21 protein-coding genes are annotated in these 22,610 nt (G+C 72.6%); 9 read left to right on the top strand and 12 right to left on the bottom strand.

Going from position 1 to position 22,610, the window contains the following annotated elements; genetic code table 11:
- Window positions 1-265: 265 nt before the first annotated feature.
- The 3 genes from ACXJKF_RS00865 to uxaC are packed head-to-tail and all read right to left on the bottom strand — an operon-like array spanning window position 266 to window position 3,505.
- Window positions 266-1,369, bottom strand: a complete 1,104-nt coding sequence (locus ACXJKF_RS00865) for a PfkB family carbohydrate kinase (RefSeq protein WP_456785849.1) — start codon at window positions 1,367-1,369, stop codon at window positions 266-268.
- 25 nt (window positions 1,370-1,394) lie between these two features.
- Entirely contained in the window at window positions 1,395-2,024 is a 630-nt protein-coding gene (gene eda / locus ACXJKF_RS00870) for a bifunctional 4-hydroxy-2-oxoglutarate aldolase/2-dehydro-3-deoxy-phosphogluconate aldolase (protein WP_456785850.1), read from the bottom strand.
- On the bottom strand, window positions 2,021-3,505 hold the full coding sequence (gene uxaC / locus ACXJKF_RS00875) for a glucuronate isomerase (RefSeq protein WP_456785851.1): 1,485 nt from the start codon (window positions 3,503-3,505) through the stop codon (window positions 2,021-2,023). The genes eda and uxaC overlap by 4 nt, the downstream gene beginning before the upstream one ends.
- A gap of 224 nt (window positions 3,506-3,729) precedes the next feature.
- Between uxaC and ACXJKF_RS00880 the strand changes: the two genes are divergently transcribed.
- The 5 genes from ACXJKF_RS00880 to ACXJKF_RS00900 all read left to right on the top strand — a co-directional run bounded on the left by ACXJKF_RS00880 (window position 3,730) and on the right by ACXJKF_RS00900 (window position 9,546).
- Entirely contained in the window at window positions 3,730-4,845 is a 1,116-nt protein-coding gene (locus ACXJKF_RS00880; protein WP_456785852.1) for a LacI family DNA-binding transcriptional regulator, read from the top strand.
- Window positions 4,842-6,356: a mannitol dehydrogenase family protein gene (locus ACXJKF_RS00885; RefSeq protein ID WP_456785853.1), complete on the top strand. Its 1,515-nt coding sequence runs from the start codon at window positions 4,842-4,844 to the stop codon at window positions 6,354-6,356. The genes ACXJKF_RS00880 and ACXJKF_RS00885 overlap by 4 nt, the downstream gene beginning before the upstream one ends.
- A 348-nt stretch (window positions 6,357-6,704) precedes the next feature.
- The gene (locus tag ACXJKF_RS00890; protein WP_456785854.1) at window positions 6,705-7,868 is read left to right on the top strand and encodes a Gfo/Idh/MocA family protein; all 1,164 of its coding nucleotides are present in this window, start codon (window positions 6,705-6,707) and stop codon (window positions 7,866-7,868) included.
- Complete coding sequence (locus ACXJKF_RS00895; RefSeq protein WP_456785855.1) at window positions 7,865-8,740, top strand: sugar phosphate isomerase/epimerase family protein; 876 nt, start codon at window positions 7,865-7,867, stop codon at window positions 8,738-8,740. The genes ACXJKF_RS00890 and ACXJKF_RS00895 overlap by 4 nt, the downstream gene beginning before the upstream one ends.
- Window positions 8,741-8,823: 83 nt before the next feature.
- A complete protein-coding gene (locus tag ACXJKF_RS00900; RefSeq protein ID WP_456785856.1) occupies window positions 8,824-9,546 on the top strand; it encodes a hypothetical protein in 723 nt (240 codons plus the stop codon).
- Window positions 9,547-9,611: 65 nt separating this feature from the next.
- Here the strand turns inward: ACXJKF_RS00900 and ACXJKF_RS00905 are convergent, their stop codons facing one another.
- The 3 genes from ACXJKF_RS00905 to ACXJKF_RS00915 are packed head-to-tail and all read right to left on the bottom strand — an operon-like array spanning window position 9,612 to window position 13,557.
- Window positions 9,612-10,781, bottom strand: coding sequence for an SGNH/GDSL hydrolase family protein (locus ACXJKF_RS00905; RefSeq protein ID WP_456785857.1), 1,170 nt, complete (start codon window positions 10,779-10,781; stop codon window positions 9,612-9,614).
- Window positions 10,781-12,799 (bottom strand): FAD-binding protein, encoded by a 2,019-nt coding sequence (locus ACXJKF_RS00910; protein ID WP_456785858.1) that lies wholly within the window; start codon window positions 12,797-12,799, stop codon window positions 10,781-10,783. Before ACXJKF_RS00910 ends, ACXJKF_RS00905 begins: the two co-directional genes overlap by 1 nt.
- Window positions 12,799-13,557: a 3-ketoacyl-ACP reductase gene (locus tag ACXJKF_RS00915; protein ID WP_456785859.1), complete on the bottom strand. Its 759-nt coding sequence runs from the start codon at window positions 13,555-13,557 to the stop codon at window positions 12,799-12,801. Before ACXJKF_RS00915 ends, ACXJKF_RS00910 begins: the two co-directional genes overlap by 1 nt.
- Window positions 13,558-13,686: 129 nt before the next feature.
- Between ACXJKF_RS00915 and ACXJKF_RS00920 the strand changes: the two genes are divergently transcribed.
- The 4 genes from ACXJKF_RS00920 to ACXJKF_RS00935 are packed head-to-tail and all read left to right on the top strand — an operon-like array spanning window position 13,687 to window position 15,925.
- The gene (locus tag ACXJKF_RS00920; RefSeq protein WP_456785860.1) at window positions 13,687-13,821 is read left to right on the top strand and encodes a hypothetical protein; all 135 of its coding nucleotides are present in this window, start codon (window positions 13,687-13,689) and stop codon (window positions 13,819-13,821) included.
- A 23-nt stretch (window positions 13,822-13,844) separates the two neighbouring features.
- A complete protein-coding gene (locus ACXJKF_RS00925) occupies window positions 13,845-14,303 on the top strand; it encodes a hypothetical protein (protein ID WP_456785861.1) in 459 nt (152 codons plus the stop codon).
- A gap of 41 nt (window positions 14,304-14,344) precedes the next feature.
- Window positions 14,345-15,250, top strand: coding sequence for an AEC family transporter (locus ACXJKF_RS00930; RefSeq protein WP_456785862.1), 906 nt, complete (start codon window positions 14,345-14,347; stop codon window positions 15,248-15,250).
- Between the two features lie 51 nt (window positions 15,251-15,301).
- Complete coding sequence (locus ACXJKF_RS00935) at window positions 15,302-15,925, top strand: HAD family hydrolase (RefSeq protein WP_456785863.1); 624 nt, start codon at window positions 15,302-15,304, stop codon at window positions 15,923-15,925.
- On the opposite strand, the gene ACXJKF_RS00940 is transcribed toward ACXJKF_RS00935, so the two are convergent.
- Genes ACXJKF_RS00940 through ACXJKF_RS00965 form a run of 6 tightly spaced genes read right to left on the bottom strand, consistent with a single transcriptional unit; the run spans window position 15,902 to window position 22,464 of the window.
- Window positions 15,902-17,098 (bottom strand): MFS transporter, encoded by a 1,197-nt coding sequence (locus tag ACXJKF_RS00940; RefSeq protein WP_456785864.1) that lies wholly within the window; start codon window positions 17,096-17,098, stop codon window positions 15,902-15,904. The genes ACXJKF_RS00935 and ACXJKF_RS00940 overlap by 24 nt on opposite strands.
- Window positions 17,095-18,051, bottom strand: coding sequence for a glycosyltransferase family 2 protein (locus ACXJKF_RS00945; RefSeq protein ID WP_456785865.1), 957 nt, complete (start codon window positions 18,049-18,051; stop codon window positions 17,095-17,097). Before ACXJKF_RS00945 ends, ACXJKF_RS00940 begins: the two co-directional genes overlap by 4 nt.
- On the bottom strand, window positions 18,048-19,028 hold the full coding sequence (locus ACXJKF_RS00950; RefSeq protein WP_456785866.1) for a Gfo/Idh/MocA family protein: 981 nt from the start codon (window positions 19,026-19,028) through the stop codon (window positions 18,048-18,050). The genes ACXJKF_RS00945 and ACXJKF_RS00950 overlap by 4 nt, the downstream gene beginning before the upstream one ends.
- Window positions 19,021-20,511: a GMC family oxidoreductase gene (locus ACXJKF_RS00955; RefSeq protein ID WP_456785867.1), complete on the bottom strand. Its 1,491-nt coding sequence runs from the start codon at window positions 20,509-20,511 to the stop codon at window positions 19,021-19,023. Before ACXJKF_RS00955 ends, ACXJKF_RS00950 begins: the two co-directional genes overlap by 8 nt.
- 40 nt (window positions 20,512-20,551) lie before the next feature.
- Window positions 20,552-21,349 carry an SDR family NAD(P)-dependent oxidoreductase gene (locus ACXJKF_RS00960; RefSeq protein WP_456785868.1) on the bottom strand — a complete coding sequence of 266 codons (798 nt, stop codon included), beginning with the start codon at window positions 21,347-21,349 and terminating at the stop codon, window positions 20,552-20,554.
- A complete protein-coding gene (locus ACXJKF_RS00965; protein WP_456785869.1) occupies window positions 21,346-22,464 on the bottom strand; it encodes a sedoheptulose 7-phosphate cyclase in 1,119 nt (372 codons plus the stop codon). The genes ACXJKF_RS00960 and ACXJKF_RS00965 overlap by 4 nt, the downstream gene beginning before the upstream one ends.
- Window positions 22,465-22,610: the final 146 nt, after the last annotated feature.

Raw genomic sequence — 22,610 nt, forward strand, 5'->3', positions numbered from 1 at the left:
GACGGCACGGGGACGCGCCTGTCGGTCCACATCGGGTCATCGGCGGACTGACGCTCCACCTCTATGGATCGTCCACATCGGCGGGTCGTCGTCATCGGTGGGTCGTGCATCAGTGGATCGTCCGCACCGGTGCGGGCCGCCCGTCCGGACGGTCCGCACCGATGGCTCGTCTGCGCCGGTGCGGCCTGTCCGTCCGGACCCCGCCGCCGCGGTGCAGTCGCCGCTGCGTCTGCGGTCCAGCACTCGTGGCGGCCGGGGTCGGGGATCAGCGGTCGACGCGGGCTCCGCCGCCGCCCGCGAGCTTGAGCACCTCGGCCTTGCTGACCATGGTGGTGTCGCCCGGCGTCGTCATCGCGAGGGCTCCGTGGGCGGCGCCGTACTCCACAGCGGTCTGCAGGTCCTCTCCCGCGAGCAGGCCGTACGCGAGACCGGACGCGAACGAGTCTCCGCCGCCCACGCGGTCCAGGATCTCCAGGCGCTCCCGGTGCGTGGCGCTGACGAGTCCGGTGCCCTTCGACCAGGCGATCGCGCCCCAGTCGTTGACGGTCGCGGAGTGCACGGTGCGCAGCGTCGTGGCGATGACCTGGAAGTTCGGGTAGGCCTCGGCCACGCGGTCGATCATGGCGGCGAACGACGAGAGCTCGAGGGCGGACAGGTTCTCGTCGACCCCTTCCACCTCGAAGCCGAGCGAGGCGGTGAAGTCCTCCTCGTTGCCGATCATCACGTCGATGTGCGGCGCGATCGCCCGGTTGACCTCCTGCGCGCGCGCCTGGCCGCCGACCGCCTTCCAGAGGCTGGGCCGGTAGTTCAGGTCGTAGCTGACGATCGTGCCGTGCTTCCGCGCGACGGTCACGGCCTCGATCACGGTCTCGGCGGCGCTGTCCGACAGGGCCGCGAAGATGCCTCCCGTGTGGAACCAGCGCACCCCGAGCTCGCCGAAGAGGTGCTCCCAGTCGACGTCCCCCGGCGCCAGCTGCGCGGCTGCGGTGTGCCCGCGGTCGCTCACGCCGACCGCGCCGCGGACCCCGAAGCCGCGCTCGGTGAAGTTGAGTCCGTTGCGGACCTGGCGCCCGATGCCGTCGTAGGGCACCCACTGGATGAACGAGGTGTCCAGCCCGCCGGTGAGGATGAGGTCCTCGACCAGCCGCCCGACCTCGTTGTCCGCGAGCGCGGTCACGATCGCGGTGCGCAGCCCGAACGCGCGGCGCAGCCCGCGGGACACGTTGTACTCGCCGCCACCCTCCCAGGCGCGGAACGACCGGGCGGTGCGGATCCGACCCTCGCCGGGGTCGAGACGGAGCATGACCTCGCCGAGGGAGACGGCGTCGTAGCGCGTCTCGCCCGCGGGGCGGATGACCAGGTCGGACATGTGCGGTGTTCCTTCGCGATCGAGGTCAGGGGTGGGCGACGAGGCTCACGGCCTCGGCCGTGAGGTCCCGGACGGCGTCGAGGTCGCCGCCGCGGATGAGGTCCCGGGGAACCATCCAGGAGCCGCCGACGGCGCGGACGGACGGCAGGGCGAGGTACTCGGCGAGGTTGCCGGGTCCGATGCCGCCGGTCGGCACGAACCCGACGTCGCCGAACGGCGCGGCGAGCGCGGCGACCGCCTTGGCGCCGCCGGAGGTGCCGGCGGGGAAGAACTTCACGGTGGTCAGGCCCAGCTCGAGCGCGGCCTGCACCTCGGTGGCCGTGACGGCGCCGGGCAGCGCGAGGATGCCGTGCTCCTGGCAGCGCTCGACGACGGCGCGGCTGGTGCCGGGCGACACGACGTAGGACGCACCGGCGGCGACCGCGGCGTCGACCTGCGCGGGCGTGAGCACCGTGCCGGCACCCACCAGGACGTCACCGCGCGCGGCGATGGCGCGGATGGCGTCGGCTGCGGCCGCCGTGCGGAACGTGACCTCCGCGACGGGCAGTCCCCCGTCGACGAGGGCCTGCGCCAGCGCGTCGGCGTGGGAGGCGTCGTCGATCACGACGACGGGGACCAGGCGGTGCGCCGCCAGGCGCTCCAGGATGTCGCTCACTTGTGCTCCTTCGCACCGTGCTCAGACCCGCTCGATCGCGGGAAAGCGTTTGCCGTCCTCGGTGGAGCATACGCCTGGCGCGGGATCCGGTACGCGAGATCGACCGCGGTCTCGATCGCCTCGTCGGCGTCGAGCCGGTGCTCCGCGACCAGCCGGGCGAGGAAGCCGGCATCGATGCGCCGGGCCAGGTCGTGGCGCGCGGGGATCGAGCAGAACGCGCGCGTGTCGTCGACGAACCCGGTCGTGTTGGCGAAGCCTGCCGAGTCGGTCACGGCCTCGCGGAAGCGCCGCATGCCGTCCGGGGTGTCGAGGAACCACCACGGCGCACCCAGTCGGACCGCGGGGTAGACACCGGCGATCGGTGCCAGCTCGCGGCTGAACGTGTCCTCGTCCACCGTGAACAGGACCAGTCGCAGACCGGGGTGGTGCCCGAACGCCTCCAGGACGGGCCGCAGGGCGTGCACGTACTCGGTCGTCACGGGGATGTCGTAGCCGACGTCCGGGCCGCGCAGGTCGAAGACGGCGCGGTCGTGGTCACGCAGGACGCCGGGGTGCAGCTGCATGACGAGGCCGTCCTCGGCCGACATGCGTGCCATCTCGAACAGCATGTGACCCGAGAACGCCTGCGCGTCCGCCGCGCCGACGTCGCCACGCAGCGCCGCGGACACGATCCGCTCGGCCTCGGCGTCGCTCAGCGGGGTCGTGTCCGCGGAGAGGTGCCCGTGGTCCGTCGCGCGCGCCCCGGCGGCGACGAACGCCCGCCGGCGCTCCTCGAGCGCGTGCACGAGGTCGCGATACCCATGGATCGCGACCCCGGAACGCTCCTCGAGCAGTGCGACGTCCGCCCGCCAGCCGGGACGGTCGACGTGCAGCAGAGCGTCGGGCCGGAACGTCGGCACGATGCGGTCGCCCCAGCCGCGGTCCGCCAGGTCGGCGTGGTCCGCGAGCGTCGCCGTCGCCGCGTCGGTGGTGGCCAGGATCTCGATCCCGAACTCGTCGAAGAGGGCGAGCGGCCGGAACGCCGGCTTCTCCAGCCTCTCGGAGAGCAGGTCGAACAGGCGGTCGGCGGAGTCGGCCGACGGCCGCTCGTCCAGGCCGAACACCTCGACGAAGACGTGCTCGAGCCAGTAGCGCGTGGGCGTCCCGCGGAACAGCGGCCAGTGCGTCGCGAACGTCCGCCAGACCTCCCGCGGATCCGCCACGACGTCGGGCCGGTCCCGGCGCGGCACCCCGAGGGCGTCGTGCGGCACACCCTGGGACACGAGCATCCGCACCAGGTAGTGGTCAGGTGTGACCAGCAACGAGGCCGGGTCCGCGAAGGGCTCGTCACGCGCCAGGAGGCCGGCGTCGACGTGGCCGTGCATCGAGACGATCGGCAGCGCCGCGGTCGCCGCGAGGATCTCCCGGGCGATCGGCCGGACCACCGGGTCGCTGGGCAGCGCCCGGTCGGGGTGCAACGACCACCCGGTCTCGCTCACCATCGGGATCCTCCTTCGAGCAGCAGTCGAGCAGCTGTCGTCCCGCCGCCGAGGGTCCTCGATGACGCACAGTGCAAACGCATTCATGGCACCCAACCAGGTGGACGGGGTCGACCACAAGCCCCGAAGCCGAGACATCCCGCATGTCGGGACGACACTTGCGACGCGTCGACCTCGCGTGCTGAAATCGCATTCATTCCATCGAGGGGTCGAGACGAGGAGGGACTGTGGTGGTCACGTTGCGCGATGTCGCGCGAGCTGCGGGTGTCTCACCGGCGACGGCCTCCCGCGCGCTCAGCGCACCCGACCTGGTAGCGCCCGCCCGCCGCGAGCACGTCCAGCAGGTCGCCCGCGAGCTCGGGTACCGGCCCAACCGAGCCGCTCGGGAGCTGATCACCGGTCGCACGGGGAACCTCTGCCTCGTGGTGCCGGACCTCGAGAACCCGTTCTTCGCCGCCGTCGCCAAAGGCGTCCAGGCCCGCGCCCGCGCCCTCGGCTTCGCGCTCCTCGTGGCGGACGCCGAGGAGGACCCGCGCCTCGAGAGCGAGCTGGTCGGACACCTCGGCGCCCAGGTCGACGGCGTGATCCTCTGCTCGCCCCGGATGACGGACCTCGAGCTCGACCGGCTCGGCCGGGACGTGCTCGACGACGACGTCCCCCTGCTGCTCGTCAACCGGCTGCACGCCGGTCTGCCGTCCGTCGTGATCGACAACACCGACGGCATCCGCCAGGCCGTGACCCACCTCTACGCACTCGGGCACCGTCGCATCGGCTACGCGGGCGGCCCGGTCGGCTCGTGGTCCGACGCCCAGCGGCGGCGCGGGCTCGAGCACGCGTCGCACGGCCTGCGCAGCATCGACGTGGTCGACCTCGGACACTTCCCTCCCCTGTTCGGAGGCGGTGTGGCGGCGGGCGACCTCGTCGCCGCGAGCGGCGTCACCGCGGTCCTCGCACACAACGACCTGCTCGCGCTCGGCATCCTGAGCAGGCTGCGCGCCCGGGGCGTACACGTCCCCGAGGACGTCTCGGTCGTGGGGTACGACGACATCCCGGCGGCGACCCTCGTCTCGCCCACCCTCACCACCGTCACCGTCCCGCTGGCCCGGCTGGGTCGGGCGGCGGTCGACCTGCTCATCGAGGCCGGTTCCGTCCCGACCGCAGCGGAGTCGGCGATCGCCGCCGCACTGACGGCCGCCGAGCGGACGCCGCACGCGACACCCTCGATCACGGTCGGGACCCTCGGTGCGGCCGCCACGCCCCCATCGGTCCTCATCGGGGTCGAGCTGGTGGTCCGCGCTTCGACGGGCGTGGCGCCCGCACAGTCGTCGGTGGCCGGCGGATGACCACCACAGCAAGCACGCCCCGCCTCTCGCGCGCGACGCTCAGCAGCACGGTGCTCCCGTCCGGGGTGCAGCCACTGTCGGTCGACCCCGCCGACGTGAGCGTGGGGCTGGTCCACCTCGGGCTCGGGGCGTTCCACCGGGCGCACCAGGCCGTCTTCACCGAGGACGCCGCCGCGGCGACGGGCGAGAACGGGTGGGGCATCCTCGGCGTCACCCAGCGAAGCGCCCGCGTCGTGCAGCAGCTCGCACCGCAGGACGGCCTCTACGGCGTCCTGACCAAGGGCACCACGCAGACCTCGCTGCGGCTCGTCGGATCCTTGCGCGACGTGGCGTTCCCCGGGACCGACACCCCCCGGGTGCTCACGACGATCGCGGCGCCGACCACCCACGTCGTGACCCTGACCGTGACGGAGAAGGGATACCGGCGGGCGGCCGACGGTGGGCCGGACCTGGCCGACCCCGACCTGGCGGCCGACCTCGACGCACTCGCCTCCGAGCTGCGCGGCGGCACGGCCGACACGCCTGCCCGCTCTCCGCTCGGGCTGCTGCTGCGAGGACTGGCGCTGCGCGCGAGGCACGACGCCGGGAACCTCACCGTGGTCTGCTGCGACAACCTCGCCGACAACGGAGCGGTCCTCGCTGCGCTCGTCGCCGCCACGCTCGACACCGTGCCGCACGGCGACCGGCTCCGGGAGTGGATCGGGACCTCGGTGCGCTTCCCGGGCACGATGGTGGACCGGATCGTGCCTGCCACGACGGACGCGCACCGGGCCGAGGCGCAGTCGCTCCTCGGCCTGACCGACGCCGGGCTGGTGATCGGCGAACCGTTCACGCAGTGGGTCATCCAGGACTCGTTCGCAGGACCACGACCGGCATGGGAGCGCGTCGGCGCGACGCTCACCGGAGACGTCGCACCGTACGAGCGCGCCAAGCTTCGCGTCCTGAACGCCAGCCACTCGACCCTGGCCTACCTCGGCGCGCTGCGGGGTCACGCGACGATCGCGCAGGCGGTCGCGGACCCGGCCCTGGAGGCGACCGTCCGGGCGCTCGTCGACGACGACGTCCTGCCCACGCTCGTCGCGCCGGACGGTCTGGACCTGGTGCAGTACCGGGACGACGTCCTGTCGCGGTTCGCCAACCCGAACACCGGCCACACCACCGTCCAGGTCGCCATGGACGGGTCGCAGAAGCTGCCGCAGCGCCTGCTGGGCACGGTCCGCGACCGGCTCAGCAGCGGCGCCGTGCCCACTGCAGCCGCAGCGGCTGTCGCCGCCTGGATCGCCTACGTCCGGGCGACCTCACAGGGTGAGCTCGAGGTCGGCGGGCGGCAGGTCGGTCTCGACGACCCGCTGGCATCGACCCTCGCCGCCGCCGCCGAGGGACCGCTCGACTCGCTGGCCGACAGGATGCTGGACGTGCGAGCCGTGTTCGGGGAGGACCTTGCCGGCTCCGACACGTTCCGGTCGGCGGTCCGCAGTGCGGTCGCGGATCTGGTGAGCATCCGGGCGTAGCCGGCGGACAAGCCGGACCTGTTACGTCCGCCCGATGCCGAGGGGCACCGGGCACGACTGGTCTCGTCGATCGGTCGACACGGGTGCGCCGCTGGACGCGAGGGACGGCACATGCGCTCGCGCGAAGCGAGCCTCGTGGGGTGCGTCAGGCACGCGCGTCGCGCCGAGCGCGCCGGTACGCCAGCACGGCGGGCACGGCGGGGTGACGCTCGGGATCTGTTCGCGGGCGACCGTGGACGACCAGCATTCGGCGTCGGGCTCTTGACGAGACAGCAGACCGGTAGGCTACGCTGGAAAGCGCATTCCACACTCCGACCGACATCGCGGTCCAGAACACTCGGAGCACTCATGACGACCCGCACCCTGCGCATCGGGATGAACGGCATCACCGGCCGGATGGGCTACCGCCAGCACCTCGTCCGCTCGATCCTGTCGATCCGCGACCAGGGCGGCGTCACGCTCGAGGACGGCACCCGCGTGCAGGTGGAGCCGATCCTCGTCGGCCGCAACGCCGACAAGGTCCGTGAGCTGGCGGAGCTGCACGGGGTGGAGCACTGGACGACGGACGCGGACTCCGTCATCAACGACCCGACGGTCGACATCTACTTCGACGCCCAGGTGACCAGCCGCCGGTACTCGGCGCTCACCGCCGCGATGAAGGCCGGCAAGCACATCTTCACGGAGAAGCCGACGGCCGAGACGCTGGCGGAGGCGATCGACCTCGCCCGGCTGCGCGAGAGCACGGGCGTCACGGCGGGTGTGGTGCACGACAAGCTGTACCTGCCGGGCCTGGTCAAGCTCCGCCGGCTGGTGGACGAGGGCTTCTTCGGACGGATCCTGTCGCTGCGCGGCGAGTTCGGCTACTGGGTGTTCGAGGGCGACGGCCAGGAGGCGCAGCGCCCCAGCTGGAACTACCGCAAGGAGGACGGCGGCGGCATCGTCGTCGACATGTTCTGCCACTGGAACTACGTGCTGGAGGGCATCCTCGGCACGGTCAAGACGGTGAGCGCGCAGACCGCGACGCACATCCCGACGCGCTGGGACGAGCGCGGCAACGCGTACGACGCCACCGCCGACGACGCCGCGTACGGCATCTTCGAGATCGAGACGCCCGGCGGCGACCCGGTGGTCGCGCAGATCAACTCGTCCTGGGCGGTGCGGGTGTACCGCGACGAGCTGGTCGAGTTCCAGATCGACGGCACGCACGGTTCGGCGGTCGCAGGGCTGAACAAGTGCGTCGCCCAGCAGCGTGCGCACACCCCGAAGCCGGTGTGGAACCCGGACCTGCCTGTCACGGAGTCGTTCCGCGACCAGTGGCTCGAGGTGCCGGCCAACGGTGACCTGGACAACGGCTTCAAGCTGCAGTGGGAGGAGTTCCTGCGCGACGTCGTCGCCGGGCGCACCCACCGGTTCGACCTGCTCTCGGCCGCGCGCGGCGTGCAGCTGGCCGAGCTGGGTCTGCAGTCGTCGGCGGAGGGTCGTCGTCTCGACGTCCCGACGATCACGCTGTGAGCGACCTCAGCCGCTTGTCGCTGAACACGGCGACCACCAAGAGCTGGACCCTGCGCGAGGCCGTCGACGGCGCGGTGCGCGCGGGCCTCCCGGCGATCGGCGTGTGGCGTGACCGGGTGCAGGAGGCGGGGGTCGGCGAGTCCGCGAAGATCATCGCCGACGCCGGACTGCGGGTCTCCTCGCTGTGCCGCGGCGGGTTCCTGACCGCGGACGACGAGGCGGCGACGACCGCGGCGCTCGACGACAACCGCCGGGCGATCGTCGAGGCGGCGACCCTCGGGACGCGCGAGCTGATCATGGTCGTGGGCGGCCTGCCTGCCGCGAGCGCGCCCGGCGGTCCCGCGCTGCCCGGGACGGGTGGTCGGGACATCGTCGGCGCGCGCCAGCGGGTTGCCGACCGGATCGGGGAGCTCGCGCCGTTCGCGGCCGAGCACGGCGTCCGGCTGGTGCTGGAGCCGCTGCACCCGATCTTCGCGGCGGACCGCGCCGTCATCTCGACGCTCGGCCAGGCGCTCGACATCGCGGAGCCGTACCCGGCGGACGTGGTGGGCGTCGTCGTCGACACGTACCACGTGTGGTGGGACCCGGACCTGCAGCGGCAGATCGCCCGGGCCGGCGCGGCCGGGCGCATCGCGAGCTACCAGGTGTGCGACTGGACCCTGCCGCTGGCGGCCGATGCGCTGCTGTCGCGCGGGCACGTGGGCGACGGGTACATCGACTTCGCGACGATCACGCGGTGGGTCGCCGAGACCGGCTACACCGGGGACGTCGAGGTGGAGATCTTCAACCAGTCCATCTGGGACACCCCCGGCGACGAGACCGTCGCGACGCTGGCGGACCGGTACGTGCGGCTCGTTCTCCCGCACCTCTGAGCGCCTCCCTCGTCCTCCAGGACGGGTCGCGGTCGGGACCGCTAGCGTCACCGCCAGCGAACTGACTCGCCCTGGAGGACGACATGGACCCGAACCCGTTGTTGCCCACCGTCGGCGACGCGGTCGCCACCGTCCTGTTCGTCCTGGTGTCTCTGCTGCTCCTGGCGGGCGCCGCCTGGTCGGTCGTCGTCGCGGCACGGATGATCACGGTGCTGCGCGACGCCCGTCGCGACCCGCTGGACGTCGACGCGCGGGTCCTCGCCCGGGCGGGGCGGTCAGCCGAGGCGAGGCTCGCTGAGGCGCCGGACCTCGACCGACGTGTCCTGGTCACCGCCGACGCGAGTGCGTGGCTCTACGTCGTCGTGACGGGCGCGACCGGCCTTGCCCTGTTCGCCGTCTCGGCGGCACTCGGTGCCATCGGGTGGGCGTTCGTCGAGCTGCCCGGTGCGGACAACAACCTCCTCCGAGAGGCGACCCTGGCGCTGTTCCCAGTCGTGTTCGTCGGCTTGTCGATCGCGGGCAGCGTGACCATCGGTCGTCGGCCGGTGACGGCCCCGGCGAGGTCGATGTACCGGACGGCGGCGGTCGTGCTGAGTGCAGCGGGCTTCGCACTTGCCGTCGTGGGGGCGGGACGGTTCTCCGCCCACTCCACAGCGGCCCAGATTCGGCCGGTCCTCGACGATGCCTCGTGGTTGAACACCACGGGGTCGAACGGGATCGTGATCCTGCTCGTGGCCGTCGCGTTCTCGGGCGCGGGGCTCGTCGCGCTCGCCCTGGGGAGGGCTCCCGCGGCAGCCACGTCGTAGACCGGCACGAGCGAAGGCCCGCACCAGGCCGCTGGCCGTGGGCCCTGCTCGACACCCAGCGAACGCTAGGTGGCACTCCCGGAGAGGCTCGAGGTGCGCTGGAGGGTCCGTAGCACCGCCGCGAAACGGGTCCCGATCAGCCGGTGCGCCTCGGCGTCCGGGTGCATGAGGTCGCGCATCGGCAGGTCGTCCCAGTCGGGCCAGCCGTAGAGGGACGTGCCGTCGACGTAGGTCAGTGCGCTGTCCGCGCGCGCGTCGACCACCGACCGCAGCACGGACCGGATGACCGTCAGGGTCAGCTTGCCGTCGGCGATCTCGGACGGGGTGCCGGTGGTGCGGAAGACCGACGGGTCGGCCGGGTCGAGCGACGTCGGCCCCGGGATGGTCTCGACGAGCGGGCACAGGAGCGGTGAGACGACCACCAGCGGCGTGGTCGGGTGGCCGTCGCGGACGGTGTCGAGAAAGCCGTGCACCGCGGGGGTGAAGGCGCGCAGGTGGATCGCGTCGTGATTCACCACGTTGATGCCGAGCTTGAGGGTGATGACGTCGGCGGGCTGGTCGCGGATGGCGCGGGCGACGAACGGGTCGAGCACGGCGTTGCCGGAGAACCCGAGGTTGACCAGGTCCAGCCCGGCGATCCGGGCGGCCACCATCGGCCAGGCGCCGAGCGCCGACGCGGCTCCGGCGCCGTGGCTGATCGACGAGCCGTGATGAACCCAGCGCGGGGCGGTCACGGCGGACGGTGCGGCCACGGGCGCATCGGTGGTCAGCGCGACGAGCCGGGTGGTCTCGCCCGGCGGAAGCCAGATCTCGACGTCACGCTCGACGGTGCCGTCGCCGCCGAGCACGAGCTCCACGACCCCCGCGGGCCCGGGTCGCTCGACGGTCGTCCGGGCGAGCGGTTCGAGCGCGATGACGCCGCCCCTGGACGCGGTCCCCGAGGGCTGCGGCACGACCTCCCCGTCGACGACGACGTCATAGGGCTGCGGCTCACCGGGCGGTGCGGGATCGACGGCGACGCGAAGCACAGCCACGTCGAGCGAGGCATGCCGCGCCGCGGACCGGAACCGCAGCCGGACACCGGACGCCTGCGCCTCGACCATCGCCAGGAAGTCGTCGGGAAACTGCGGGCGAGCCCAGGCGGGGAGCCGGTGCGGCAGCACCCCCCCAGGTCCGTCCTCCACCCACGACGCCCCGCGGAGCTCGACCCGAGGATCCGGCAGGGCGACGCGCATCAGTGGATGTTCCCGTGCTCGCGGAACTCCCGCCAGACGTTCTCGAAGAAGTCGTCGTCCTCGGGGATCGGCCGGCGGGGACGCCACCGGAACACCGGCTCTCCGGCCGGGTCGCCCTCGGAACGGGGGACCACGGGGACGAACCCCTCGGCCGGCACCCAGGACGTCTCCTGCACCTCGTCGTCGAGCGCACCGCCGTCGAGCGTGAACCTGAAGACGTCAGGGAGCTCGGTCAGGCCGTGCGGGATCGCGCCGTCGGGGTCGGTGTAGAGGACCGACCCGCGGGACCGACCACCGTGCGCGACGTAGTCGGCCATCGCGGACAGGTACACGTACGCGCTGGTCAGGATGTCGCGGACGAGGAACGTGCGGTTGATCGAGCGGCGCGACGAGGCATCCGCGGACACGGTCGACTCGTACGCCGACAGCCACGCGTGGACCTGGACCAGCGCCTCCTGGATCGACTCGGCGGAACGCACCGGGCCGGCCTTGGCGCTCATGAGCACCTGGACCTCGCGCAGCAGGTCGCCGGTGTTGTCGGGGATCCCGGAGGCTGCTCGCTCCGACGCGGCGGCGACCAAGGAGACAGCAGCGTCGAGCACCGAGGTAGCGGCCTCGTCGAACGGCGCGGGGTCGGCGGTGCGACGGGCCGCGATGAACTGCGCCGCCCTGGTCGCGCCGACCTGCCCGCTGTTCAGCGCCGCGCCGCCGGGTCGGTAGACCCCGTGCGCGCCGCCGGCCTCGCCGACCGGGAAGAAGCCCTCGATGTTCGACTGCCACCAGGAGTCGACCACGAGCCCGCCGTTGTTGTGCTGCGCGCAGACGTCGACCTCGAGCATGGTCGTCTCGAGGTCCACGTACGGGTTCTTGCCCAGGTAGAACTGGTAGGCGGGCTCGTTCATCCGCCGCAGCCGCTCGATCGGCGTGCCGAACAGGACGCCCGCGCGGTCGAGGTACTCGTACGCCTCGGGACTCAGCGCGGACGGGTCGAACTCCGCCTGGACAGGGTTCCGACGGAAGTCGAGGAACACCCGCCGCCCGCGCAGGACCGTCTCCCGGTAGACCAGGAGGTCGATCAGCGACGAGCCGTCGAGCGCCTTCCGGATGTCGAACGGCCACTGGTACCCCTTGAGGAACACGAGCGACATCAGCTGTCCATACGAAGGGATGGCCTCGGTCAGGAACTCGCGCTCGTCGCCACCGTCAGCGTCCGTCGAGACGAACGTCGGGATGACCTGCATGTACGTGCCGGACACGTTCCAGCGCGGGTGCGTCGAGGCCAGCCCGAACTGCCACTCGGTGAGGTTCTTGCCGTGCACGCCCGCACGGTAGGCCGCCCCGGACGCACCCCACTGGCCGTTGGGGAAGACGCGCGTCGCGTACATCCCGGCGGGACCGCCGGTCGCGTAGACGATGTTGGTGCACCGGAACAGCAGGAACGGGGACTCGACGCCGTCGTGCGGCACGTCGGTGCGCAGCACCAGCAACCCCGCGACCGCACCGTCGTCGACGATCACGTCGACCACCCGGCACTCGTCGTAGATGCGCGTGCCGTTGCGGTGGACCTTCTTCTCCAACTGCTCGACCATCGACCGGCTGGTGTACGGCCCGACCGACGTGGCGCGACGGCGCGGGTCATGGTCGGTCTTGTAGCCGATGAACTCGCCGTACCGGTTCTGCGGGAACGGCACGCCCAGGTCGCACAGGCGCAGAAATCCACGAGCAGAGAGGGCGGCTTCCGCCAACGCGTTGTCGCCGTCCATCGCCCCGCCGGAGTACAGCGTCTCGGCCATCTCCCGCACGGAGTCGCCGTCGCCGCCCGAGAGCGTGAGCTTGTAGTAGGTCTGCTTGTCGGAGCCGGCGTTGCGCGACGAGCCCGCGTTGACCTTGTCGGCGACCATGACGAGGTCGGTCTGACCGAGCTCCCACAGGCGGTCGGCCGCGCAGAAGCCGGCGGAGCCGGTGCCGACGACGACGGTGTTGACGGTGACGACGGGGACACCCTGGAGAGTCGTCATCACAGCACCGGGATGTGCATGCCGCCGTCGACGTGGAACACCTCGCCGGTGGAGTACGGGGTCTGACCGGACGCGAGGATCGACACCGCGCCGGCGACGTCGGACGGTCGGCCCCACCGGTTGATGGGCGCGAGGCCCTCGGCGATGAGTGCGTCGTACTTCTCGGTGACGCCGGCCGTCATGTCGGTGGCGATCACGCCGGGCCGCACCTCGTAGACGACGATCCCCTCGGGCGCCAGGCGCACCGCGAACAGCTGGGTGGCCATCGCGACGCCGGCCTTCGAGATGCAGTAGTCACCGCGGTTGGTGGAGACGGTCGTCGCGGAGATGGACGACACGTTGACGACCGTGGCTCGGGGAAGGCGGTCCGCCCCCAGGGAGATCACCCGGTTCGCGAACGTCTGCGTCAGGAAGTACGGCCCGCGCAGGTTGATGCCGAGCACCCGGTCGAAGCTCTCGGGGCCGGCCTCGAGGAGATCCGCCCGCACGCTGGGAGCGACCCCGGCGTTGTTCACCAGCAGGTCGAGGCGACCCCATGCCTCGACCGCGTCGTCGACGAACCGGGTGTGGTCCTCGAGGTCGGCCACCGAACCGCGCACGTACCGGACCCTGCCCGGGGCGTCGAGCGACTCCAGCAGCTCGGTCGGCTCCTCGCGCGTGGCGAGGATCGAGACCGCGAAGCCGTCGGCGAGCAGCCGCTGCGTGATTCCGAGGCCGATCCCCCGATTGCCCCCGGTGACCAGTGCGACTGCTGGCATCGTTGCCCTACCTCCGTGTGCGGGACGCACGTCTGACCTGCGCGTCGGAACCGATCGTGCCATGCCGACGGTCGTGAGGGCAAGCGCTTTCCGACGTCCGGCCGGTCAACTAAGGCGCTAGCGTGCGCCATGCTCGGGTCCCACCTCCTCCTCTACGTCGCGATCCCGCTCCTGGTGCTCGCCGCCCTGTACTGGGTGATCCGGCTCGCCGTGCGCGACGGGATCCTGGCCGCCCGAGCCCGGTCCTCCGAGCAGCGACCCTGAGCGCGCGCACCTAGCCTCGACGGATGCACCTGGTCCGCCGCCGCCTCTGGTCGCTGGCGACGGGCGAGCTCGTCAGCGTCGTCGTCCTGCCCTGGGTCGCCTACGGCCTCGTCGGTCTGCCGCTGTCTCCGGCGAACGTGCTCGGCACCGCGCTCGCGCTGTTCATCCTGCTGCAGGGGGCCGTGTACTGGCTGCTCAAGCTCCGCCGCCCGGCGGACCCGGCGGGCATGCGCGTCTACGCGGTCCTTCGGTGGCTCAACCCCGTGCTGCTCGCGCTCGCGTTGCCGGTGCTCGTCGTGGCCCTGCTGACCGGCCCGCTCGACGAGGTCGTCGCCGGACTCGCGTTCTGGGTGCTCGCGGTCCTGGAGCAGGTCAACTACTTCCACACCCAGCTCATGTACGACACAGCCGCGGACCGCCGACGCCTGCGCGCGTCCGGCCTGCAGCCCGCCCACCTGGGGCGTGACATCGCGCGACGCTGATCCTGCGAGGATCGGGGGGTGACCGACGAGACCCCGACCTGATGGGCGCAGTCGTCACCGCACTCGGCACGATGGGCGCGGTCGTCGCGCTCGGCTGGTTCCTGGCCAGCCGCCGCGTGCTGGGCGAGCGGGCCGCGCCGGTGCTCGCCCGGGTGGTGTTCGCGGTGGCCACCCCGGCGCTGCTGCTCACCACGGTCGCGCACGCCGACCTGCACCTGCTGCTGTCCCGCCAGGCCCTCGTCACCTGGTCGTCGACGATCGTCGTCGCGCTCGTCGCGGTCCTCGTCCTGCGGTTCGCCCTGCGCCGACCGGCCGCCGAGGTCACCGTCGGCACGCTCGCGTCGTCGTACGTCAACGCCGGCAACGTCGGCCTCCCGCTCGCCGTCTACCTGCTCGACGACGCGGTCGCCGTCGTGCCGACCCTGCTGTTCCAGCTCCTCGTCCTCGCGCCGATCGCCTTCGCCGTGCTGGACAGGGGCTCGCGCGGCGGGTCCGTGCTGCGGCGCACCCTCAGCAACCCGATCATCGTCGGGACGCTGCTCGGTCTCGTCCTGGCTGCCCTGCCCTGGTCGCTGCCCGAGGTCGTGTACGAGCCGTTCCGCCTGGTCGGTGCCGCGGCCGCGCCGCTCGCGCTGCTCACCTTCGGCATGGCGCTCGCCGTGCCACGGACGGTCGACAGTGCGGCACCGCGCGCCGACCTCACGCTCGCGGTGAGCCTGCGCGCGGTGGTGCACCCGCTCCTCGCGTGGGGGCTGGGCACGGCGCTGGGCCTGCCGCCGCACGCGCTCCTCGCGGTCGTCGCGATGGCGGCGCTGCCGACCGCGCAGAACGTCCTCGTCTACGCGATGCAGTACCGGCACGGCGAGGCGCTCGCGCGCGACGCGGGGCTGGTGACGACGGTGCTGTGCGTGCCCGTGCTCCTCGTCGTGGCCGCGGCGCTGGGCTGACCCGGGAAGGCCCTAGGCTCGGCCCGCACATCGACCGCCTTGGGGGGATCCATGACCGTCTCAGCAGCCCGCACCACCGCCGACCTTGCGCCGGCGCCGCACCACCGCGGCTTCCTCGTCGACCACGACGGGACGCTGGTCGACAGCCAGGCGGTGAACTACCGGGCTCTGCGCGACGCCGTCGCCACCGTCGACCTCACGCTCGACGAGACCTGGTACGACGCGCGCACCGGGGTGTCCACGACCGAGATGGTGCTGATGCTCGCCCAGCTCGCCGGACGTGACATCGACGCCGAGCACCTCACGGCCGTCCGCAACGACGAGTACCTGCGTCGCGTCACGGAGGTCCGACCGTTCACCCCGGTCGTCGACCTGCTGCGCGCCACCCGCGGGACCCACCTGGCCGCGCTCGCGACCGGTGGGCAGCGCGAGACCGTCGTCCCCACGCTCGAGGCCCTCGACCTGCTCCCGTTCCTCGACGCCGTCGTCACCCGTGACGACGTCAGCGCAGGCAAGCCGTCCCCGGAGATCTTCCTCGTCGCCGCGGACAGGCTCTCGCTGCACCCCGCGCAGTGCCTGGTGCTCGAGGACAGCGACGAGGGCCTCGAGGCCGCCCGCGCCGCCGGGATCGACGCGATCGACGTCCGTCCCCTACGACCGACCCACCGCGTCTAGGACCTCGTCCTCGACGGGCGCGGCCGAGGCGTCGGCGCGGAACAGGAACAGCCCCGCGACGGCGATCACCACGGGCAGGGCGACGAGCAACCACAGCGCGTTCCCCAGCGTGACCGCGACCGCGAGAGCGCCGACGACGGGCGGACCTGCGACGACACCCAACCACCCGCTGCTCGACACGAGCGCGATCGCGGGCGCCACGGCCTGCGGCGACGCCTGCGCCGCCGACCGCGTCACGAACGGCATGACGAGGGCCAGCCCGACCCCCAGCGCGGCGAACCCGAGCAGCGCCGTGGGCACGTCACGCACCAGCAGAGCCACCGACATCGCCACCGCCCCTGCGACGGCCGCGCCGCAGAGGACCGTGCGCGCGCCCCACCGGGCCATCACCCGGTCGCCGGTCATGCGCGCCACCGCCATCATCAGGGCGTACGCCGCGTAGGCGAGACCCGCCAGACCTGCCGCCGCACCGACGGCCCCGGTGAGGAAGAGCGCACTCCACGTCAGGACGGCTCCCTCGCAGAGGAGACAGCAGAAGGCGATCGCCGCGAGCGCCACGAGCCGTGGGCTCGGACGCACGACGAGCCGTCGCCGCCCCTCGCCCGCGTCGGCCCGAGGGGTGTCCGGGAGCAGGCTCGGGAGCACCGCCGCGATGGCGAGCAGCGCGAGCCCACCGGCGGCGCCGAGCTGCACCGCGGGCGACACCCCGCGCGCGACCGCGAGCGAGCCGACGAGCGCCCCACCGAACGCGCCGAGGCTCCACCATCCGTGCAGCCCTGCGAGGACGTGCCGCCCGAGGTGCTCCTCGACGACGATCCCCTGGGCGTTGATCGCGATGTTCATCACGCCCTGGGACGCGCCCCAGAGGAACAGGGCGCCGGCGAGCACCGCGAGCGACGGAGCCATCCCGATCGCCGCGGTCGTGAGCGCGTACGGGACCACGGACCACGCCAGCACGCGACGGCTGCCGAACCGCGAGATCAACGCTCCGGCGGGCACCATCACGAGGCCGGCACCGACGGGCTCCGCCGCCAGCGCCAGCCCCAGCTGGGCGGTGCTCAGGTGCAGCGCACCGGTGATCCCGGGGATCGCCGGGGTCCACGCGCCGAGCACCGCGGCGTGCACGAGGAAGAGCACGGTCACGGCGGCGCGTGGGCGTACCCGAAGGCTCACGCGTCGCTCAGCTCGAGCTCGGCCGCCTGCGCACGGAGCTCGTCGGCCAGCTGGTCGTGCCCTTCCTTGCCGACGGTCACCGCGATGCGCCGCAGCAGCCGCGACCGCAGCACCGACCGTTGCCCGGCGTCGACACGTCCGCGCGCGGTCGCGATCGTGAACGCCTCGTCGAAGCCCGCGCAGTTCATCTCGATGAGCGTCCGGTAGTAGAGGCCGGCCCCGAGGCGGTCGCGGTCGCTGCTCCCCCCGCCGGCCGACGGCACCCGGTAGAGCCCTGCGATCCCCGGCAGGAACGCGACGCTGCCACCCGCTGCGGACATCCGGTACCAGGTGTGCGTGTCCTCCGAACCGCGGATCGGGGGGAAGGGCTGCGCGACCGCGAGCGGTGTGCGGACGGCGACCGTCGACGTCTGGCTCACGTAGCCGGTGACCGTGCCGATCGTCACCCAGGCGTCGAGGCCGTGCACGGGATGCTCGATGTGCGCGTCAAGCACCTCCCGCACCGACGGCGTCAGCCGGGCCGGGTCCACGGCGCGCCCGTGCTCGTCGATCGGGATGAACGTCGAGTACACGAAGTCGACGTCCTCGCGGGTGTCGAACACCTGGCGGGTCACCTCGAGGCGCATCGGGTGCGAGACGTCGTCGGCGTCGTGGAAGAGGACGAACGGCGCGCCGGCCTGCGCCGCCCAGCGGACGCCGACGTTCCGGCAGGTGCCGGGTCCTTCGTTGACCGCGGAGCGGATCACGTGGAAGCGGGGGTCACCGGCCGCGAGCGCCGTGAGGACGTCCACGGCACCGGTGTCGGGCGACGCGTCGTCGACGAGGACCGCCCGCCAGCGCTGGTCGGTCTGGGCGCGCAGCCCGGCGAGGGCGAGCTCGAGGTGGCGGGCGTCGTCCGCGGAGCGCAGGAAGCACGGGAAGACGAACACGGGGGCATCGGTCAGGTCGGTCACGGTGCCACCTCCGCGAGGATCCGCTCGAGGGTCTGCGCGTTCCGGAGCGAGTCCGTGGCGCTGTACGGCGACGCCGCACCGTCGAGCACCGCACGCTCGAACGCGACCACCTCGGCCCGGTAGTGGTCGGCCGGGGCGACGACGGTCTCGGTGCGCACACCGTGCTGGTCGCGGACCACGACCGTCGCCTGGTCCTCGCGCATCGCCCACGCGTTCGGGACCGAGATCGACCCGGCGGTGCCCTGCACCTCGTACGACGCCTGCTGCCCGAAGTCGATGCTGTAGTCGAGCACCGCGAACCGGTCACCGGGGAACTCCAGGACGGCCGCGACGGTCGAGTCGAGGTCGGTGCCCGGTCGACGGCGAGCGGTCGCCCGGACCGTGGTCGGTGCGTCCTGCAGGTACCAGTGCGCCACGTCCGTCGCGTAGCAGCCGACGTCCCAGGTCGCGCCGCCGCCGAGCTCGGGAGAGAGGCGGATGTTGCGCGGGTCGTCGATCCGGAACGCGAACGACGCCCGCACGCCGCGCACCTCACCGATGCGACCCTCGGCGATCAGGTCGTGCACGAGGGCGTGCTGCGGGTGGAAGCGGTACATGAAGGCCTCCATCACCACGACGCCGCGGTCGGCGGCGGCGGTGAGCACCTTGTCCACCTGGGCCTCGGTCATCGCGAGGGGCTTCTCGACGAGCACGTGCTTGCCCGCCTCGACGGCCCGCAGCACCCACTCGACGTGCAGGGTGTTGGGCAGCGGGACGTAGACGGCGTCGACGTCGGGCGAGTCGACGACCGCCGCGTAGTCGGGCAGCAGCGCAGCGCCGTGCTCGACGGCGAGCCGGGACGTCGCGTCCGTCCCGTCGCCGCGGGTGGCCACCGCGGCCAGGGCCCCGGTCGGCGACGAGACGATCGCCGGGACGACGAGTCCGCTGATGTAGGCGGAGGAGCCGAGGACCCCCCACCGGACAGGACGCTCAGGCATGGTTCTCCTCGAGGATCAGGGCGGAGCCCAGGTAGGCGACCGCGAGGACCGCGGCCTGGATGTTGCCGGTCGGCATGACGGGTATCGCGCCCGCGTCGACCACCCGCAGGCCGCCGATGCCGCGGACGCGCAGCCGGGGGTCGACCACCGCGTCGTCACCGTCGCCCATCGCCGTGCTGCCCACCGGGTGGTACTGCGTCTGCGCGTTCGCGCGCACGAACGCCGTCCGCGCCGACCGGGTGCGCAGACGGTCCGGGAGCTCCCGCGGGTCGTCCATGAGCGTGCGCAGCGGGCCGGCGAGGGCGATGTCGAGGGCGACGTCGACGCCACGGACGAGCGTCTCGACGTCCTGCTCGGTCGACAGGTAGCCGGGGTCGATCCGCGGTGCGCTCAGTGGTCGGGCGTCGTGCAGCCGGAGCCGCCCGCGGCTCGTGGGTCTGGTCACGGCCGGACCGATGGTGAAGCCTGCACCGGCGGACGCGGCGCCGTTGAGCCCGAGCATCGGCGCGAACGACAGCTGGACGTCCGGAGCGGGCAGGCCGGGGGCCGTCGAGACGAACCCACCCACCTCCCCCAGGTTCGAGGTCGGCAGGACGGGTCGCGTCTCCCGGGTCCGGAAGCCCAGCGAGACCTGCACGTGGTCGTGCAGGCCGGAGCCGACGCCCGGCAGGTCGTGGGTGACCGGCACCCCGACCTCGCGCAGGTGCTCGGCGGGACCCACCCCGGAGCGCAGCAGCAGAGCCGGTGACTCGAACGCCCCCGCGCACAGGATGACCTCGCGGCGTGCACGGATCGTCCGGGGGGCACCGTCGACCAGCGCCTCGACCCCGGTCACCTGACGGTTCTCGATGGTCAGACGGGTCACATGCGCGCCGGTGAGGACCGTGGGGCCGCCGGCGGCGTCGTGGCCGGCGGAGGCGGTGTTCCACCGTCGCCCGTCACGCCGGGTGATGTCGTAGACGCCGACGCCTTCCATGTCGAGGGCCGTGAAGCCGGGGTTGCGACGGTGCCCGGCCTCGTCGGCCGCCGCGAGGAACGCCGCACAGAACGGGTGCAGGTCGTGGGTGGGTTCGCGCGGCACGGGGTCCCCACCGGCCGTCTCCCCCGCCTCGAGCGCAACCATCGCCCCGAGGACCCGCTCGGGTCCCCAGAGCGGGCCTGCGGCGGCGGCCCACGACCGGTAGTCGCTGATGTGGCCACGGATGTAGACCATCGCGTTGATCGCCCCGCTGCCCCCCACCACCCGGCCGCGCGGCAGTGCGAGCTCGCGCCCGTCGAGGCCGTCCTGCGGGGTCGATGTCCGGGACCAGTCCAGCGCGCTGCCGCAGAGGTCGACCCAGCGCGCAGGAATGCCGATGCGCGAATCCGTCGCGGGCGGACCGGATTCCAGGACGAGAACCGTCGAATGCGTCTTCAATGCGAGTTCGGAAGCCACCAGGGAGCCAGCCAGACCGGCCCCGACGACGACATAGTCGAATTCCATGGAGGAACCTCTCAAGAATGGCGGGAAATGTCGGCGGACGTCAGGACGCGAGGAATCCGCCGTCGACCGCGACGACGTTTCCGGTGACGTAGCGGGAGTCGTCGCTGAAGAGCCACGCGACGACGTCGGCCACCTCCTGCGGCGTCCCGATCCGCCCCATCGGCAGCAGAGGTGTCCACGGGTCGGCGCCCGCCCAGAGCGCCCGGGAGCGGGCGAACAGCTCCGTGTCGACCGGACCGGGTGCGACGCCATTCACCCGGATCCCCTGGTCGGCCAGCTCGACCGCCGCCGACCGCGTCAGCGCCAGCGCGGCCGCCTTCGACGCGACGTAGGGGGCGATGCCGGGGAACACGGTGCGCACCGCGTGCACCGAGAGGTTGTTGACGATCGAGCCGCCCCCGCCCTGCCCCATCAGCGCGACCTGGCTCCGCATGCACAGCCACAGACCCCGGGTGTTCACCGCGAACGCCTCGTCGTACACGTCGACGTCGGCGTCCGCGACAGTGCCCGGCCCGAGCACGCCGGCGTTGTTGAACGCGCAGTCGAGCCGCCCCCAGGAGTCGACCGCGCGCTGGATGCCCGCGTCGACGGCACCGGCCTCGCGCAGGTCGAGCGGCACGAACACCGCCTCCGCCCCGGCCTCCACGACGCGTCGGCGGACCTGCTCCCCGCGTTCCTCGTCCCGGCCGACGAGCAGCAGGCGCACGCCCCGGGCGGCGAGCACCTCGGCGGTCGCCGCGCCGATGCCGGACGTCGCGCCCGTCACGACGGCGACCTTGCCTGCGAGGTCGTCGGCCCGGAACCCGGGCTGCGGTGCCGTCGCGACCTGCACGCTCACGCGACGGCGCCGACGGACGTGAGCGCGACCGCGTCGGCCACGTCGACCATGAGCGCCGACGCGGCGCCGACCTGCGCGGGCGTGACGTCCTCGAGGAAGGTGTGCCGGCCGATGGACGTCAGCACCGGGAGGTGCTGGTTCCCGTCCCGGTGCCTGACCGTGTCCTCGAGCGCCTCCCACAGGAGGGCGCGATCCTCGAACAGCGCGTGCCGGACGGGGAGGCCGATGTCCTGGGCGACGCGCGCGATCCGCAGCACCTCCGCGTGGTCGAGCAGACCTCGCTCCACCGCCAGGCACGCCGAGAACAGGCAGTCGAGCGCGACGGCCTCGCCGTGCAGGAGCTCCGGGAGGGCCCGCATCTCCACGAGGGGCCCGAACGAGTGCCCGTAGTCGACGCACCGACGCAGGTCCTTCTCCCACAGGTTCGGCGCCAGCTCTTCGACCATCCCCGTGATGGCGCGCCGGATCACCTCGTCCGCCACGTCCCCGAGGTCGAACGACGTGTCGACCAGGTCACGCCCTCGGGCCTCGAGGACCTCGAACAGCCGCGCGTCCTTGACCAGGGCCATCTTGAGGATCTCGCCCATCCCGTTGACCAGCTGCCGGCGAGGCAGCGTCGCGAGAAAGCTGCGGTCGATGACCGTCTTGAGTGGAGGCGTGTACGAGCCCAGCCGGTTGCGGTAGCCGTCGAAGTTGATCCCCGTCTTGGCGGCGACGCTCACGTCGACCTGGCCGAGCAGGGTCGTGGGCACCCGCACGTACGGCACACCGCGGCGGTACAGGCTGGCGGCCAGGCCGACGACGTCGAGCATCGCGCCGCCGCCGATCGCGATCGGCGGGTTCGTCGCCCGCAGGGTGCCGGCGACGTTGAGGTCCCGGGCGACGGCCTGGACCGACGTCAGGGTCTTCATCTCCTCGGCGGACTCCATGACGAGGAACCGCGCCGCGATCGAGCGCTCCGCGAAGTAGGCGCGCAGCCGGGTACCGACGAGCGCGTCGATCCGGTCGTCCACGATGACCGTCGTGGGCTCGCCACGGAGCGGGTGACAGGTCGACGCGAGCTCGGCATTGAGCGGGTCGAGGATGTCGTGCGATTCCGTGACCGCGTACGACACGGGAAGCGTCGTCTCGATCTTCCACGAACGAGTCAGAACTGCGGCTGATGACATCAGGATTACCCCTATGCGTACTCACGAACGGAACGACGAGTACGCGACACCATTGGCAGCACCCTGTGGACAGGGGGCTATTACCGCACGTG

This window comes from Cellulomonas sp. P5_C5 (genome assembly GCF_054049655.1).